This window comes from Veillonella faecalis, from assembly GCF_024677885.1.
Taxonomy (GTDB): domain Bacteria; phylum Bacillota; class Negativicutes; order Veillonellales; family Veillonellaceae; genus Veillonella; species Veillonella nakazawae.
In genome coordinates, this window is sequence record NZ_JALBWL010000001.1 from 60,849 (window position 1) to 77,532 (window position 16,684).

General features: G+C 38.7%; 16 protein-coding genes. 15 read left to right on the plus strand and 1 reads right to left on the minus strand.

Features of this window, described 5'->3' with window-relative positions; genetic code table 11:
• Window positions 1-38: 38 nt before the first annotated feature.
• The 9 genes from MOQ65_RS00295 (at window position 39) to MOQ65_RS00335 (ending at window position 10,035) form a co-directional block, all read left to right on the plus strand.
• Window positions 39-1,223 (plus strand): M20 metallopeptidase family protein, encoded by a 1,185-nt coding sequence (locus MOQ65_RS00295; RefSeq protein ID WP_257846322.1) that lies wholly within the window; start codon window positions 39-41, stop codon window positions 1,221-1,223.
• 31 nt (window positions 1,224-1,254) lie between these two features.
• Window positions 1,255-2,265, plus strand: coding sequence for an ornithine carbamoyltransferase (gene argF / locus MOQ65_RS00300; RefSeq protein ID WP_155086785.1), 1,011 nt, complete (start codon window positions 1,255-1,257; stop codon window positions 2,263-2,265).
• A 122-nt stretch (window positions 2,266-2,387) separates the two neighbouring features.
• Window positions 2,388-3,338 carry an N-acetyl-gamma-glutamyl-phosphate reductase gene (gene argC / locus MOQ65_RS00305; RefSeq protein ID WP_257846323.1) on the plus strand — a complete coding sequence of 317 codons (951 nt, stop codon included), beginning with the start codon at window positions 2,388-2,390 and terminating at the stop codon, window positions 3,336-3,338.
• 10 nt (window positions 3,339-3,348) lie between these two features.
• Window positions 3,349-4,206 carry an acetylglutamate kinase gene (argB, locus tag MOQ65_RS00310; RefSeq protein ID WP_257846324.1) on the plus strand — a complete coding sequence of 286 codons (858 nt, stop codon included), beginning with the start codon at window positions 3,349-3,351 and terminating at the stop codon, window positions 4,204-4,206.
• A gap of 90 nt (window positions 4,207-4,296) precedes the next feature.
• Window positions 4,297-5,484 (plus strand): aspartate aminotransferase family protein, encoded by a 1,188-nt coding sequence (locus MOQ65_RS00315; RefSeq protein ID WP_257846325.1) that lies wholly within the window; start codon window positions 4,297-4,299, stop codon window positions 5,482-5,484.
• 138 nt (window positions 5,485-5,622) lie between these two features.
• A complete protein-coding gene (locus tag MOQ65_RS00320) occupies window positions 5,623-5,805 on the plus strand; it encodes a hypothetical protein (RefSeq protein WP_005385822.1) in 183 nt (60 codons plus the stop codon).
• A gap of 95 nt (window positions 5,806-5,900) precedes the next feature.
• Window positions 5,901-7,079, plus strand: a complete 1,179-nt coding sequence (locus MOQ65_RS00325; RefSeq protein ID WP_257846326.1) for a M20 metallopeptidase family protein — start codon at window positions 5,901-5,903, stop codon at window positions 7,077-7,079.
• Window positions 7,080-7,259: 180 nt separating this feature from the next.
• A complete protein-coding gene (gene dcuC / locus MOQ65_RS00330; RefSeq protein WP_257846327.1) occupies window positions 7,260-8,615 on the plus strand; it encodes a C4-dicarboxylate transporter DcuC in 1,356 nt (451 codons plus the stop codon).
• A gap of 235 nt (window positions 8,616-8,850) precedes the next feature.
• A complete protein-coding gene (locus tag MOQ65_RS00335) occupies window positions 8,851-10,035 on the plus strand; it encodes an MFS transporter (RefSeq protein ID WP_195186559.1) in 1,185 nt (394 codons plus the stop codon).
• A 141-nt stretch (window positions 10,036-10,176) separates the two neighbouring features.
• Here the strand turns inward: MOQ65_RS00335 and MOQ65_RS00340 are convergent, their stop codons facing one another.
• The gene (locus tag MOQ65_RS00340; protein ID WP_039969037.1) at window positions 10,177-11,163 is read right to left on the minus strand and encodes a GMP reductase; all 987 of its coding nucleotides are present in this window, start codon (window positions 11,161-11,163) and stop codon (window positions 10,177-10,179) included.
• Window positions 11,164-11,342: 179 nt separating this feature from the next.
• On the opposite strand from MOQ65_RS00340, the gene thiT reads away from it, so the two are divergent.
• The 6 genes from thiT (at window position 11,343) to MOQ65_RS00370 (ending at window position 16,574) form a co-directional block, all read left to right on the plus strand.
• On the plus strand, window positions 11,343-11,873 hold the full coding sequence (gene thiT, locus MOQ65_RS00345; protein WP_024066595.1) for an energy-coupled thiamine transporter ThiT: 531 nt from the start codon (window positions 11,343-11,345) through the stop codon (window positions 11,871-11,873).
• Window positions 11,866-12,990, plus strand: coding sequence for a molybdopterin-guanine dinucleotide biosynthesis protein B (gene mobB / locus MOQ65_RS00350; RefSeq protein WP_257846328.1), 1,125 nt, complete (start codon window positions 11,866-11,868; stop codon window positions 12,988-12,990). Before thiT ends, mobB begins: the two co-directional genes overlap by 8 nt.
• Window positions 12,971-14,206, plus strand: coding sequence for a molybdopterin molybdotransferase MoeA (locus tag MOQ65_RS00355; RefSeq protein ID WP_257846329.1), 1,236 nt, complete (start codon window positions 12,971-12,973; stop codon window positions 14,204-14,206). The genes mobB and MOQ65_RS00355 overlap by 20 nt, the downstream gene beginning before the upstream one ends.
• Before the next feature lie 307 nt (window positions 14,207-14,513).
• Window positions 14,514-14,849, plus strand: coding sequence for a cupin domain-containing protein (locus MOQ65_RS00360; RefSeq protein WP_105086291.1), 336 nt, complete (start codon window positions 14,514-14,516; stop codon window positions 14,847-14,849).
• A gap of 70 nt (window positions 14,850-14,919) precedes the next feature.
• Complete coding sequence (locus MOQ65_RS00365; RefSeq protein WP_257846330.1) at window positions 14,920-15,942, plus strand: helix-turn-helix transcriptional regulator; 1,023 nt, start codon at window positions 14,920-14,922, stop codon at window positions 15,940-15,942.
• Window positions 15,943-16,307: 365 nt separating this feature from the next.
• Window positions 16,308-16,574: a SemiSWEET family transporter gene (locus tag MOQ65_RS00370; RefSeq protein ID WP_257846331.1), complete on the plus strand. Its 267-nt coding sequence runs from the start codon at window positions 16,308-16,310 to the stop codon at window positions 16,572-16,574.
• Window positions 16,575-16,684 lie beyond the last annotated feature (110 nt).

Below are 16,684 nucleotides of genomic sequence, written 5' to 3' on the forward strand. Positions count from 1 at the left end.
TATAAAATATACATACAGTGTATAAAGGAGATAGAGTAATGAATACATTACAAGATTTGATCAAGAAATATGCCGCACAATATAAAGAACAAGTTGTAGCATGGCGTAGACATATTCATAGTCATCCAGAATTATCTGGTGAAGAAAAAAATACATCCTTATTTATTCAAAAGGTTCTTGGTGAATTAGGCATTCCTTTTGTAAATGATGTTTCTGATTATGCCGTTATCGGTAAAATCGAAGGAGCTCAACCTGGACCAGTCATTGCATTGCGTGCTGATATAGATGCCTTACCTATACATGAAACTACTGGATTGCCATTTGCATCAGAAAATGACGGCGTTATGCATGCTTGTGGTCATGATAGCCACATTGCAATTTTGCTTGGTGCAGCAGCCATTTTACAGTCTATTAAAGACCAATTGCATGGCACAGTAAAGCTCGTATTCCAGCCTTCCGAAGAGGAAGCATTATTCCCAGGTGCACAAGGTATTGTAGATAGCGGCATTCTTGATGATGTAGATGAGATATATGGTCTCCATGTATGGCCACAATTACCGGTTGGTACGGTAGGTCTAAAAAAAGGTAATTTGATGGCTGCATCGGATCACTTCTTCGTCCATATTAAAGGGAAATCGACCCATGGAGCGGAGCCTCATAATGGGGTAGATGCCATCGTAGCAGCCGCAAACTGGATTGTAAACGTAGAATCTATTGTGGCTCGTGAAACGAATCCAATGGAAAATCTCGTGTGTACCATCGGTGTTATCAAGGGTGGCGACAGATACAATATAGGCTGTGGCGATGTATACCTTGAAGGAACATGCCGTACCTATGAACCAGCAAAACGGGATTATATAGAACGACGTCTTGGTGAAAGTTTACAAGCTCTCGATATGTTATTAAAAACAGAGAGTACCTTAGATTATAAACGTGGTCATGGTGCTACTATCAACAATCCAGACGCCATTGATTATGCCACATCTATTGTAGAGAAATATCTTGGTAAAGAAGCTGTGGTACATCCTGAATTCCCGTCTATGGCTGCAGAGGACTTCTCCGCGTATCTTCATAAAATAAAAGGTGCTTTCCTTTGGTTAGGTACTGGATTTGAAGGTAATCCGGCCTTGCATAATGAGGCTTTCACCATTGATGAAAGCATCCTGGAAACTGGTATAACAATGATGGCTGCTATTGCCGCCGAATTTTTACAAGAAAAGTAGTTAAATAAGTAGTTTGAAATAAGAGGTTATCATGAAGAGTTTACAACATACATCATTTAAAACAATGCTTCAATACACACCAGAAGAAATTAAATACTTCTTGGACTTGGCTGCAAAGTTAAAAGCCGATAAAAAAGCTGGCAAAGAAATCAAAACATTAGTAGGTAAAAACTTTGCATTAATTTTTGAAAAAGACTCTACACGGACACGTTGTGCCTTTGAAGTAGGTGCTGCGGACCAAGGTGCTCATACCACATATCTTGGCCCTACAGGTTCCCAAATGAATAAAAAAGAATCCTTAAAAGATACAGCTCGTGTTCTAGGATCTATGTATGATGCCATCGAGTTTAGAGGTTTTGATCAAGCCGATGTAGATACACTCGCTGATTATTCTGGCGTACCTGTTTGGAATGGCCTTACTGATATGGACCACCCAACACAAACATTAGCAAACTTTTTGACACTTCAAGAAAATATCGACAAACCATTGAATGAAATCTCCTATGCTTATGTGGGTCATGGTCAATCTAATATGTGTAATGCCTTAATGAGTGGCGCCGCTAAAATGGGTATGGACTTCAGACTTATCGGTCCTAAACAATATTGGCCTGCAGGTCCATTCTATGAAGAATGTTTGAAAGTTGCAAAAGAAACAGGTGCTACCATCACATGTACAGATAACGTAGCTGAAGGTGTTAAAGGCTTAGATGTAATCTATACAGGTGTATGGGTAACTATGGGGGATACATACGATATGTGGGAAGAACGTATCAATACGTTTAAACCATTCCAAGTTAATGCAGAAATGATGGCATTAACTGGTAATCCAAATACAAAATTCTGTCACTGCTTGCCAGCATTCCACAATACGGAAACTCAAGTAGGTAAAGATATCTTTGAACGGTTCGGCATGAATGGTATTGAGGTAACGGAAGAGGTATTTGAAGGTCCAAACTCCTTAGCATTCCAAGAAGCAGAAAATCGTCTCCATACGATTAAGGCCGTTATGGTTGCTACATTTAGTGACTATCCTTTGAAATAATTTCATCTCCCTAGAAGGTGATGAATCGTATAGTTTGTTTCCTATTTATAATCGCTGAAAGTAATAACTGAGAGCTGTATAGATAGGTGTGAGTCACCAATAGGTGAGAAATGAGGTTTATTATGGCACCTTATAAAGTATTTATTGTCGGTCATGAAGGCACAACAGGTTTAAGAATTCATGAACGGTTATCCGATAGAAAAGATATAGAATTATTAGCTACAGCTGATGAGGATCGTAAAAATGTGGAGGCCATTAAAGAGGTAGCTAAAGAGGCTGACATTGTATTTCTCTGCTTGCCTGATGCGGCATCTAAGGAAATTATGGCTGCTATCGGTGAATTACCATGTAAGGTAATTGATACATCGACTGCCTTTAGAACGGCTGCTGATTGGTCCTATGGTTTCCCAGAGCTCGATGCGGATTATAAAACAGCCATCGCTACTGAAAAACATATTGCTAACCCTGGTTGTCATGCGAGTGGAATGATTGCTTGTATTGCACCTCTTGTAAAAGCTGGTCTTGTGCCAACAGATTATCCTTTCACTATCACATCCTTAACAGGCTATAGCGGTGGTGGTAAAAAGATGATTGGCCAATATGAAAGTGAACCAAAGGATTATTTCCTCTATGCACCGCGTCAATATGGTCTTAGTCAACAACATAAGCACTTGCCTGAGGTGCAGCATGTGTGTGGACTTAGTGAAACACCTATTTTTATTCCTATCGTTGACGATTATTATTCTGGCATGGAAGTAACTGTAGGTATTCACAGTCGTTTATGTCAAAAGCCAATAAGCATTGATAAAGTGCAACAGGCATTGGAAAACTTTTATAAAGGTAGCCCGATTATTACTGTCGTACCATTTACTGAAAACAGTAATACAGGCATGTTAAATGCAAATCAATTGAGCAACACAGATAGCATGAAAATCTATGTGACTGGCAACGATGAACGCATTATGGTTCATGCTATTTTCGATAATTTAGGCAAAGGTGCCTCTGGTGCTGCTGTTCAATGTATGAATATTGCTTTAGGTTTGCCTGAGGATACAGGCCTAGCACTAGGTTAGAGAGGGAACTATGAAGGATGTAACAAATGCAATGCGGGCGCATATCTTAACTGCGGCCGTTCCATATATTAAACAATATACAGATCAATATGTTGTCGTTAAATATGGCGGCAATGCTATGATTGATGAAGAATTAAAGAAATCCGTTATGAAGGATTTAATGCTACTTCAATTGGTAGGGGTAAAAGTTGTGCTCGTTCATGGTGGCGGACCAGCTATTAATAGCACACTAGATGCCATGAAAATTGAATCCCGTTTTGCAAATGGCTTGCGTGTCACTGATGAAGCGACAATGGATGTAGTACAAATGGTATTAGCCGGTAAGGTTAATAAAGGACTTGTAGCAGATTTAACAGACCTTGGTGGTAAGGCTGTTGGTCTCTGTGGTGTGGATGGTAATATGATTCAAGTTCATAAACAAAATGATGAGCTTGGTTATGTAGGCTCTATCGATACGATTGATACAAGTATTATCGATGATGTTATCAGTAGAGGATACATTCCTGTCATTTCTTCCATTGGTATGGGGGCTGATGGCAAGACATATAATATCAATGCTGATACGGTAGCCGCAAAAATTGCCGGTGCCCTTAAGGCGGAAACAATGGTGGCCATGACTAACATTGATGGTGTGCTACGTGATGTACATGATCCTAATTCTCTAATCTCTAAAATCACTATGGCAGAGGCGGATCAATTAAAAGCAGAGGGGATTATCGCTGGTGGTATGATCCCAAAAGTGGATTGCTGCTTAGAGGCCATCAAATCAGGAGCTCAAAAGGTATTTATCATCAATGGTGAGATTCCACATGCTATTCTTATTGAGCTATTGACTGATGAAGGTCTTGGCACTATGTTTGTAAAGTAATATAGTAGGTATAATGATGGTAATTGTTTATTACTATCGTTACCTTTCATATAGATAGACGACGGCACGACCGTATGTTTGGAGGATGTAATGAGTAATACAATCGATTTTGAACAACAAGATAAAGAATATATAGCCAATACGTATGGCCGGTTTAACGTATGTTTTGAAAAGGGGAAAGGGTCCATTTTATGGGATGTAAATGGTAAAGAATACATTGATCTTGGATCTGGTATCGGCGTAACAGCCTTTGGTGTCGATGACGATGAATGGACAGAGGCCGTGACAAAACAATCTCATGCGTTGAACCACATTTCAAATTTATACTATTCTTTGCCACAAATTGAATTGGCAAAACAACTGTGCGCTAAAACAGGTATGAAGAAGGTATTCTTCTCTAACTCTGGTGCAGAGTCTAATGAATGTGCTATCAAAGCAGCTCGTAAATATAGCCATGACAAATACGGTGAAGGTCGTCATGTCATCGTCACCTTGATTAATAGCTTCCATGGTCGTACTATTACTACCTTGTCTGCTACAGGCCAAGATGTATTCCATCAACATTTCTTCCCATTTACAGAAGGCTTTATTCATACACCTGCTAATGATATTGATGCGGCTTTAAAAGCTCTTGATAATCCAGCAGTTTGTGCCATCATGATGGAACCTATTCAAGGTGAAGGTGGCGTTATGCCACTAGATAAAGAGTTTGTACAAGCCGTTACAAAATATGCTCATGAACAGGATCAACTCGTGTTAATCGATGAAGTACAAACTGGCAATGGCCGTACTGGTAGCCTATACGCATATCAACAATTTGGTATCGAGCCAGATGTAGTATCTACTGCAAAAGGTTTAGCAGGTGGTCTTCCTATGGGGGCTACATTATTCAATGAAAAGATGCAATATGTGTTAAATGCTGGTGCACATGCTACAACCTTTGGTGGCAATCCAATCTGTGCGGCAGCAGGCAATACTATCATTAATCGTTTAACGCCAGAATTCTTAGATTCTGTAAAAGCAAAAGGGGACTATGTAAAAGCTACTTTAGCAGGCAAACCTGGTATTCTAGGTGTGAGCGGTATGGGCCTTATGCTTGGTATTGAAACTACAGTAGATCCAAAAGCAGTCATTCCGAAATGTCTTGAAAAGGGCGTTGTATGCTTGTCTGCAAAAAATAAAGTACGTCTTTTACCAGCTCTTAATATTCCTCAAGACCAATTGGAAAAGGCGATTACTATTGTAGCTGAAGCTATTGCAGAGTTAGCTGCAAAATAATATTTCGGATAACTTTCATAATGATTATTTAAAATAGTTGCGTAACCGTATAATTATTGAGATAAATCGATGAATATATAGACTTTAGTTCTCATTCGTGTTACCCTAGAAGAAACAGTCTATATTGGAGGAGTAAATATGAATACAGAATCCTTACGTAACGAAGTGTTGGTTCCTGCTGTAGCAAAAACATTAGATATTGCTACAAAAGCAAAACCTACAAAAGAAGAACTTTTCACAACAGCAAAAATTACGGCTGCTGTGGCAGTTGCAACAGCTGTTGTATCCTTGGCGGTACAAGCAGTATTACGCAACCGATAAGACATAAAGAAAACGACATGGCGATGCCTGTCGTTTTCTTTTACTTTTACCCTGTTATTCCCCTTGATTATGGGATTTTATAAGGAGGCGATACCATGCATAGTCGCGATTTAATCGAACAATATAAAGGCTACGTTCAAGAGTGGCGTAGATATTTTCATAAACATCCAGAGTTGAGCAATGAAGAGTTTGAAACAACTAAGACACTGGCTAAAGAATTAGAATCTATGGGCGTAGAGGTTCATGTAGATACAGAGCGTGGCATCGGCTTAATTGGTATCATCCATGGTGATAAACCTGGTAAAGCCATTGCTTTGCGCGCTGATATTGATGCATTGCCTGTTCACGAACATAATACAGTAGACTATAAATCAGAAACTGAAGGCAAAATGCACGCCTGTGGTCACGATGGTCATATGGCTATTTTGTTAGGTGCTGCAAAGATGTTAATGTCTATGAAAGATCGCATCGAAGGCGACGTATATTTAGCCTTTCAACCTGCTGAAGAGACAGGAGCGGGTGCACCAGATTTCATCAAATTTGGAGACTGGTACGATAAGGTGGATGCCATCTTTGGCGGCCACGTGTGGATTGATTTGCCAGCAGGACTCATATCTGTAGAAGAAGGTCCTCGTATGGCTGCAAGTAGCCAGATTACTATTAATGTAAAAGGTAAACAAGGCCATGGTGCACAGCCACATCAAGCGATTGATGCCATTGTAGTAGCTAGTGCTATCGTTATGAACTTGCAAACCGTAGTATCTCGTAATGTGAGTGCCTTAGATTCTCTTGTACTCACTATTGGTAATATTCACTCTGGATCTGAATGGAATGTTATCCCTGGTGAAGCTAAAATGGGGGGGACCATTCGATTCTTTGACCCAGACCAAGAAGAGTACTATGTTGAATCCATACGACGCGTAGTAGAACATACTGCTGAGGCTTATGGAGCAACTGCTACATTAGAATATGTAAAAAAAGTACCGCCTACTATTAATGATCCTGCATCCAGTGAATTGGCGGAACGTGTCGTTATTGATACATTAGGTATAGACAAGCTTTCTAAAATGCGTAAAGTAATGCCAGGGGAAGATTTTGCATGGTATTTACAAGATAAACCAGGATGCTTTGCCTTTATTGGTATTCAAAATCCTGAATTAGAGGCTACCTACGATCATCATAATAATAGATTCAATATGGATGATACTGTACTATCTGCCGCATCTGCCGTATATGCTGAATATGCCATTGCATGGTTGAAAGAGCATAAATAAAAGTATAAGAAGGAATAAAAGCACTGTTATCTTAAGGGTAATGGTGCTTTTTCATTGTATCTTTATTTATCTTTTGTGCATGATATAGCTATAATATAGGTATAACATGGGTTTAATACAAGTGTAGTATACATCTTATATAGGTCTAATATATATTCTCTAGTTGAGAGGTGCTTATTTATGAATATAGTTATATGTATCACCATTATTGCTATTACAGGTATATTGTTAATGAAGCGCTATCAACCACAGCCAGTTTTAATTGGTATGGGGATTCTCATGATGTTTATTGCTTATGAAGCAAATTGGATTGATGCTATACTCGTTGAGTCTCAATCTACAGGTGTCTTGGTATTTGATGCCATGGATATTGTGCGAATTGCTACGTCCGAGAATATAGTAAATTTAGGCCTCATGATTATGACCTGTGCTGGTTATGCAAAATATATGGAGCATATTGGGGCAGGGACGAGATTGGCACATACATTTATACGTCCTTTATATCGTCTAAATCGCCCATATATTGTATTGGCCCTAATGTTTCTTCTTAATATGGGACTGTCTATTTGTGTACCTAATCCGTTGAGTCTTGCACTCCTTATGATGGTTACTATGTATCCTGTATTGCTTCGCCTTGGGGTGAGCCCAGTGGGGGCTGCAGCGGTTATTGCTACGGGACATCTTATGGACGTAGGACCTGGTGCGGTATCTACCTTACTCATTGCAAAGACCTTAAATATGCCTGTGCCAAACTATTTTGTAGGCTATCAGTTGCGTCTTTATTTCTTAGTCGCCGTTGTGACGGCTATAGCACACTTTTTCTGGCAGAAATATCGTGACCGGGTGGAGGAACCTAAGGCTATAGATGCTTGTGAAAGTATTCCAGAGGCGCCAATAGGGCCTAAGCCGTATATGATATTCCCATTATTGCCATTGTGTTTTATTTTGGGCTTTAGTCAATATGGTTTACCTGGGGTGAAGATGAATGTAACCTTGGCTATGATGCTTGCCTTTGGTATAGCTCTATTAGCTGAACTAATTCGTCATCGTAATCTGCGTACAGTTCTTAAAAGTACAACTATTTTCTTTGAAGGCATGGGGAATCAGTTTTCTTATGCAGTGACACTTATTATAGGGGGACAAATCTTCGCCCAAGGTTTAGTGAGTTTAGGTCTTATTGAATCCTTACTTGGGGCACTTCAGACATTATCTCTTAACTCCATAGGACTTACCTCTGTGCTAGGAGGTGGTATGTTAGGCCTTAGCATGGTGACAGGTAGCAATGTAGCGCCATTATTTACTTTGGTTCCACTAGTACCTAATATCGTAGCTCATCTAGGCCTTGATCCGATTACTACTATGCTTGGTATGCAAAACGGTGCAAGCCTAGGCTTATTCCTTAGCCCAATCAGCCCCGTAATGGTCGGTGTAGCAGGCGTGGCCCATATTAAATCAGTAGACTTACTTAAACGAACTGCTGTACCTGTTCTTTTAGCATTACTTACAAGCTGTGTGGGGATATGTCTCCTTTACTAACTGTCATCTAAAAGACTAATTAGTTATATTTAACCAGATATACTATATATCGCTTTTTAAGTTTAGTTTAAAATTAGAAAACCCTCTTTACATGTATCATAAAGAGAGTTATTATATTCCAATAATAAATCATATGTAATTAAAATGGTTTCCTGCAAGAATGCAAGTTTTAGCGCTTTGCGGATAAAAAAGGGCCTTTCTTCGCCGGACGGTTCTAGAAGCCAGAAAGGATGTAATGAGCAATCAAGTTTCTATTTCAACAGCAAATATTCGTGGTGCCTTTGGGGGATTCTTTATTCCAGGTATGTATACAGCTTTATGGGCTGGCTTTGTACCATATTTAAAAGCAAAGCTTAGTATCGGTGAAGATGTATTGGGCTCTATGATTTTAGTGCTCGGTGTAGGCTCTTGTTTGTCCATGGCCATAGCTGGTAAGCTAGTAGAGAACTTTGGATGCAAGAAAGTCGTTTTATTAGCTAGCTTTATTGGGATGTTATCTCTTGCGGTTGTTACCATGTGCTCTACAATTGCTACGACCACAGCTGCTTTATTCTTCTTTGGTATTGGCGTCGGCTTAAGTGGTGCGTCTGCCAATTTACAAGCTATCTTGACAGAAAAGGTGAGTAAGAAACACTTAATGGGTGCCTATCACGGTGGATGGAGTTTAGGCGGTTTTGCCGGTGCTGGTGTTTTGCTAGTGTTCTTAAAAATATTATCCTTACCTGTTAATGAAAGTATTTGGGGCCTTCTCATCGTATTATTTATTGCCATGGTTGTGGTTAGCCAATTTATGTTGACCTTTGGTAGTGATCCAAATGCAAAGGTTACTAAAAAATCTAAAAGCCCATTATCTTTCCATCCTATTGCTATTATCTTTGGCCTATTGTCATTTGTATCTTACTTAGTTGAAGGTGCCGTAGGGGATTGGAGTGCATTATACTTGTTCGAAGATAAAGGTATCGTTATTGAAGAGGCCGTTATGGGCGTTATGCTCTTTAATGGTACTATGTGTATTGGCCGTTTGTTGGGGAATACAATTGGTAAACATTTAACCTCTAAACAAGTTGTTGTTGGTGGGTATTTATTAGGCGCTATTGCAATGGGGCTTATCGTATTCTTACCAGGTTATGGCTCTATGTATACGTATTTATTACTTGGTATCTCCTTAGCTATGGTAGTACCAAACTTATTCTCTGCCATGGGGGAACAAAATGTAATTCCTATGACACAAGCTGTGGCAACATCCACCATGCTTGGTTATATGGGGATTTTGATGGGACCAGCATTGATTGGTTTTATTGCTCATGGCACAAGTCTTACAGTAGCATTTATCGTATTGACTGCATTACTTGTAGTAAGTGCAGGTACTGGTAAATACGCTTATATGTTAATGGAAAAATCAAAAGAAGCTGAAGCTTAAATAATAGCCCCAAAGACGATATGTCTTTGGGGCTATTTTTATGAAATATGGCAATATTATTACGAATATGTTGTAGATCACATTGATTACATACAAAAAAGCCACAGGATAAATCCTGTGGCTTTTACATGTAATATTGTATTAACGGTCACCGTTGAAGATGGAGTTTTTAACAAGTACATAGTCTACTTTGCGAATTGCTTGTAGAGTAGTACCACCAGCGTAAGAAATAGCGGATTGTAAATCTTGTTCCATTTCAACTAATGTATCAAAGATAGAACCTTTGGAATCGATGAAGATTTTTTTGCCTTCCACGTTTTTGCGTTCACCTTTTTGGAACTCAGAAGCAGAACCAAAGTATTCTTTTACTGCTTTGCCGTCAACGATTTTTTCTTCCCCTGGAGATTCTTCATGACCAGCGAATAGGGAACCAATCATAACCATAGTCGCACCAAAGCGGATAGATTTAGCGATGTCGCCATGATCGCGGATACCGCCGTCAGCAATGATAGGTTTAGTAGCTGCTTTTGCGCACCAGCGAACAGCAGCCAATTGCCAACCACCAGTACCAAAGCCAGTTTTTAATTTAGTGATACAAACTTTACCAGGACCGATACCAACTTTAGTTGCATCTGCACCAGCATTTTCAAGTTCACGAACTGCTTCTGGTGTACCTACGTTACCAGCGATAACGAAAGTTCCAGGCAAGTTCTTTTTGATGTATTGAATCATATCGATTACAGCGTTGGAGTGACCATGTGCAATATCGATTGTAATGTATTCAGGTGTTAAGTTTGCTTTTTTGAATTCATCAACTAAAGCAAATTCTTCTGGTTTTACACCAATGGAAATAGAAGAATATAAATTAAGGTCGTGCATGCGCTTTACAAAGTCCATACGACGTTCTGGTTGGAAACGATGCATGATATAGAAATAACCTTCACGAGCTAATTTTTCTGCCAATTCTTCGTCGATAATAGTTTGCATATTTGCAGGAACTACTGGCAAGCGGAATGTGCGATTACCTAATTTTACATGTGTATCACATTCGCTACGGCTAGTTACGATACATTTATTAGGAATTAATTGCACGTCTTCATAATCAAAGATGTTCGTTGTATTAATCATATTTTCTATATCTCCTTCGAGTATTACAAATTGAACCTGTACCATTATACAAGAGACGCGTAAAATTTTCAATACGTTCCGAATATTTTGTTTGGACTCAGAAACGAACTGTAGTACAATACAAGTAGATTATGCAAGTTATATACATTAATATATATGGTAAAAGGAGGTTGATTGACATGGATCAGTCCAAAACTCGCATGCTTGCAGAAGCAGGTGTGGCGATTGCAATTGCTCAAGTATTATCCTTTATTACGATTTTTCATATGCCTCAAGGAGGCTCTATTAAGGCTGCAGCTTTGGTGCCGCTCATGATTTATGCCTATCGTTGGGGTGGTGCACGGGGAATTTTTGCTGGCGTCGTATATGGTATTTTACATTTTATTTTAGGCTTTAAATCATCTGTACACTATTTAAGTATTATATTGGATTATCTAGTTGCTTATGGTGCCATAGGTGTATGTGGTTACTTCAAAGATTCTATTTCTGGACTCATTACAGGTTCTATTGTTGGTATTGCATTGCGCTGGATCGCCACTGTTGTGAGCGGTGCCGTTGTGTTCGCTAGCTATGCACCTCAAGGTCAAAATCCATGGATTTACTCCATGATTTATAATGCCTCTTATATGGTGCCAGATGGGATTTTAAATATTGTTGTTTTACTATTCATCTACCAAGGTGTTAAACGAGGTTTAGGACGTCGTGGATAAATTAGGTTTAATTATTTTGGCTGGTGGTTTGAGTTCTCGAATGGGGCAACCTAAGGCATTATTGCCTTGGGTTAATGGTGAAAGCCTCATATCTCATGCACTTCGTAAGGGATTAGAAGCGGATGTGGATGATATCATCATCTCCATTGGTGATGATGATCAGTTAGGACATGCCATTCAGACTCATATCATTGATACGTTATCGAACGATGAGAAGAAAAAAGTTTCTATTGTTCGGGATTCTATTGAGCGATGTGGTCCTCTAGGGGGACTTTATAGTGCTCTAGCTGTTGGAATGAGTCCTGCCTATGCGGTGATGGCTGTAGATATGCCATTTATGCCTATGGATTTATATTATGATTGGTTATATCAAGTGAATCATAATAATTGGAATGTCATAGTTCCTACTGGTTCTAGAGGTAAGCCAGAACCTATGGCGGGAATTTATAGACCTCATATTGTATCATTACTTCCATCTATTCTAGCCGGTAAAGACGTATCGTTGCAGCATGCCCTTGATACGATTGGTCATGTTGAATCTATTGATGCCAGTGATTATGATTGGGAGCTAAGTAATGTAAATCATTATGATGACTATCAATGGGCTCGTGCATTAGCAGAAAATGAGTTTCGTCGAGTTCCAGTTATAAGTGTAGTAGCATCAAAACGTAAAACAGGTAAGACTACGGTAGTAACCCGTCTTGTAGCGGAGTTACAACGAGCTGGATTTTCTGTAGGCGTTGTAAAGAGTGATAAACACGGCTTTCAAATAGATCATGAAGGAACCGATACAGACCTTTCTTATAAAGCTGGTGCTGATGCGGTGGCTATTGCAGGTCCTAATGAAACAGCGATTCGTATACGCACTAAAGAACAATCAAATCTGTATGAAATATCACAGTTTATGCCTGTGGATATAGTTATACTAGAAACAAGGTCCCAAGGCATTGCCCCTATTATAGAGGTTACGCAAGAAGGACATACAGAAGAGCTTATCTCAGATTCTATTGATCGAGTAGCTATAATCGAAATTAGCAAGTTAGACCAAGACGTACCTGGATTAGTACGTCACATACAGGAAATGATGAGGTGTTTACATGGCCGTCGTTACTGTTGAGGAGGCCCTTCAATTATGGGAGAAGGCCTTAGATACGCAAGTTTATAAAGTAGAAATGATTGATGTTAAGTCTGCTAAGGGATATGTGTTGGCAGAGGATATCGTTGCACCCACAGATGTACCGGCCTTTTCAAAATCAGCGATGGATGGGTATACCATTGCCTTTTCCGCGGATTGTAATGAGTATATTGTTGACGGTGTTATAGGCGCCGGCGTTGTATGGGAACAACCTGTTGCACTAGGTCATGCAGTACGTATTATGACGGGCGCACCTATACCGGATACATGTGATACTGTTATCATGCAAGAACAGGTAGTTGGCTCCGGAGAACCAGGTACAACAATCACAATTCAAGGTAAATACAAATGTGGCGATCATATCATCCCTCAAGGTGAGGAATGTAGTGCTGGCACTATTGTGATTCCTTGTGGAACAGAGGTAACCTCTACGGTACAAACTGTTTTGACTGGTCTGGGGTTGACTGAGATTGCTGTCAATGCAATGCCTCGCGTGCTAGTCCTTACCTCTGGCCATGAGGTAATTGAACCTGGTGAAAGCTTAATAGCTGGTAAAATTTATAACTCTAATAGAGCTATGATTTGTGGACTCTTGGAGGATTTAGGCTTTCATAAGATTACGCACTATCATGTCAGTGATGCTCCAGAGGAATTAGACTCTGAAATTAACCATGTGTTACAGCTCAGTGAAGATGCCGATATCATCATTAGCTCTGGCGGTGTATCAGTAGGGCTGTTTGATACAATGCCTCTTATTTATGAAAAACTAGGCGCTAAATCCATTTATGAGCGCATTCAAATGCGTCCAGGTGCTGCATCCTATGGTGCAGTGACGCCGAAAGGTCAAATCATCTTTGGTCTATCTGGTAATCCAGGGGCTGCATTCAATGGATGGCATCTAATCGTAGCGCCAACATTGAAACGATATAAAGGCCTAAAAAACTGGACCACACCGGTAGTAGCCTGCGTAATGGATTCAGAAATCTTTAAGCGTAATGCCTTTGATCGGTATGTACAAGGCAAAGTAATCTTTGGCGGTGGGGCACCACGTTTTGTGGCAAATCGTCACTTTAACAGTAGTAGTATGCTAGGTTTATATACAGTTAATGCATTGGCATGTATTCCGCGTGGTGTACACGAAGTGCGGCCTGGCGATATCTTTGATGTGTATCTATTAGGATTACTACCTGCGGTTTAAAATATATGGACTTACAAGTTTTATATATGTAGCATTTAAAATTTAGCATATTAAATATTTGTAAGATTAATAGATATAAATAACACGACGAGGTCTCTTTGAAGGCCTCGTCTATTTATTTATATAAGTATATAAAATTACTTCAATTTTGTTGCTGTAGGAACTGAAATTAAATCTCAATTAATTTATAATAATTGTAACAAAAGGATAATCCTTTTAGTTACATCAATTGAGTTTTGACAAAATTTATTTCAATCTACTTTTTAATTACTTTTACCATTATGTAGTTATATAAGGAGTGATTTCTATGAGTAAAACTTTCACAAAAAATATCCCAGTCAACGAAATTTTACATCTAGGCGATCGTTTAGAGTATAAAGAAGGGCAAGTGATTAGTATTACGATTGCCCAAAATGAACGCCTCAGTATTACCTTATTTGCGTTACCAAAGGGCGAAGAAATCTCAACGCATGTAACTGTAGGCGATGCGATTGTGCAAATTCTTGATGGTGAGGCACACATCGTCGTCGGTGATGTGGAACACAATGTGAAAGCTGGTGAAACATTAATTATGCCTTCTGAAGTGCCTCATAGCCTCGATGCCCGAGAAAACTTCAAGATGCTGTTGACCGTAGTTAAATAAATATATCATAATGAATGCATCCCTTGGATTATAAGGGGTGCATTTTGGCATATGGAGTGATTGAATATCTATGGATTATTTCGACTATTCATATAAACATAATTACATAGAGTTTAGCAGTAACATATATAGAGTTGGCACATATCATTATAACTGGCATGGTGAGACGGAGATTCTTATTCTATTAAAAGGCCAAATGGAAATGAGTTGTAATGGTGAGACATTTACGATGGAACCACTTGATGTGGTCATTATCTCTCCTCAAGTGGGACATGCTACATTAGCTCTGGAGGAGGATGTCATTGTCTTTGTTCTTCATGTAGGAAATGAATTTTACCAACAGTATGATCCAGATTTTGGCGCCTATCAATTTGTATTGCGTTCAGATAATAGTAATCGTCACAGTCAATTCTTTACAACCTTACGGCATCATGCAGCTATGACGATGTTATTGATGACTAAAGGTGAAAGTCCGGTACATCGAATGTGGATAGAGCATCATTATTTAGCGTTGGCTGGGGATGTATTTAGAGAGTTTGATCCTATTAAAAAGATTCATGAAAATGCTAGACCTGGTGATATGAAACCAGCAACGTTCGATAAAATGATTGCCTATATTGATGAGCATTATGAGCAGAAAATAGAGCTAGAAGATATTGCGAAAATTGGGGGGTATAATGTTGCCTATACATCTCAGTTCTTTAAAAAGCAAATGGGCATTTCTTTTGTTGAATATGTTTTGCGTTTGAGACTTCGAGAGGCTACTCTTTGTTTAATTAACACCGATGAGGCTGTAGCACGAATTGCGAGTGATTGTGGCTTTGCCGATGTTAAAGCTTTTAATGTGGCTTTTAAAAAGCATTTCCGCATAACACCAACAGAGTATCGCAAACAAGTAAAGAATATTGGGCGTAAAACGACATTGCAAGATTGGAAGGAAATTATTTCTGTAGAAAATCAAGATGTTATAAATCTACTTCATTCATTCTTGTCCTATGAAGATGACTCACGAGCGAAGGATGAGTTAGAATTCATGAGTAAGAAGTTAGAACATTTGAAAGAAAAATTAGCTGATGTTGTAAAGAACTTATAATTAATTCCATATAGTTCGATAGAATGTATATCTTCATAACCTAGGTATTGTTAGCAAAATATTAGCAAATATTTTTTGATACATATATAAATGTTAGAATTGGGTGATTTTCTATATAAAAAATCATCAAATACTTACCTAAAAAGCACTACTATTGATAAGTAGTGCTTTTTTGATATCTTTTATGGGGGAGGATTTATAGATTGTCGGGAAATAAAAATATAATAAATCAAAAGAAAATCATCGTTTTATGTAAGTTTTACTAGAAAAACTACCTTTTAATTTGGATAGTTATATTCTCCAAACTGAGTAGAATATACTTCATCAGGAGTAAAAAATTAGTAAGTTATAATTTTGGAGGATATATGAATCAAGTAAAATTTATGGAAAACGTAGGTAAAGTTGCAACTGTTACTGCTGTAGCTATGTATGTATCTTACTTCCCACAAATCATGCATAACCTAGCGAATCCTGGTACTGGTGATTGGATTCAACCACTCGTAGCTGCCATTAACTGTACATTATGGGTAGCTTATGGTTTGTTCAAAGAACACAGAGATATTCCAGTAGCGTTAGCTAATGCACCAGGTATCTTCTTCGGTTTGGCAGCAGCGATTACAGCGGTTATGTAATTAACATGTAGAAACGTTAAATCTATGATTTTGATGATATATAAATATAAAATTACGGTTGACCGTTGTTTAATATATATATCATAATAAATGCATCCCTTTGATTAATA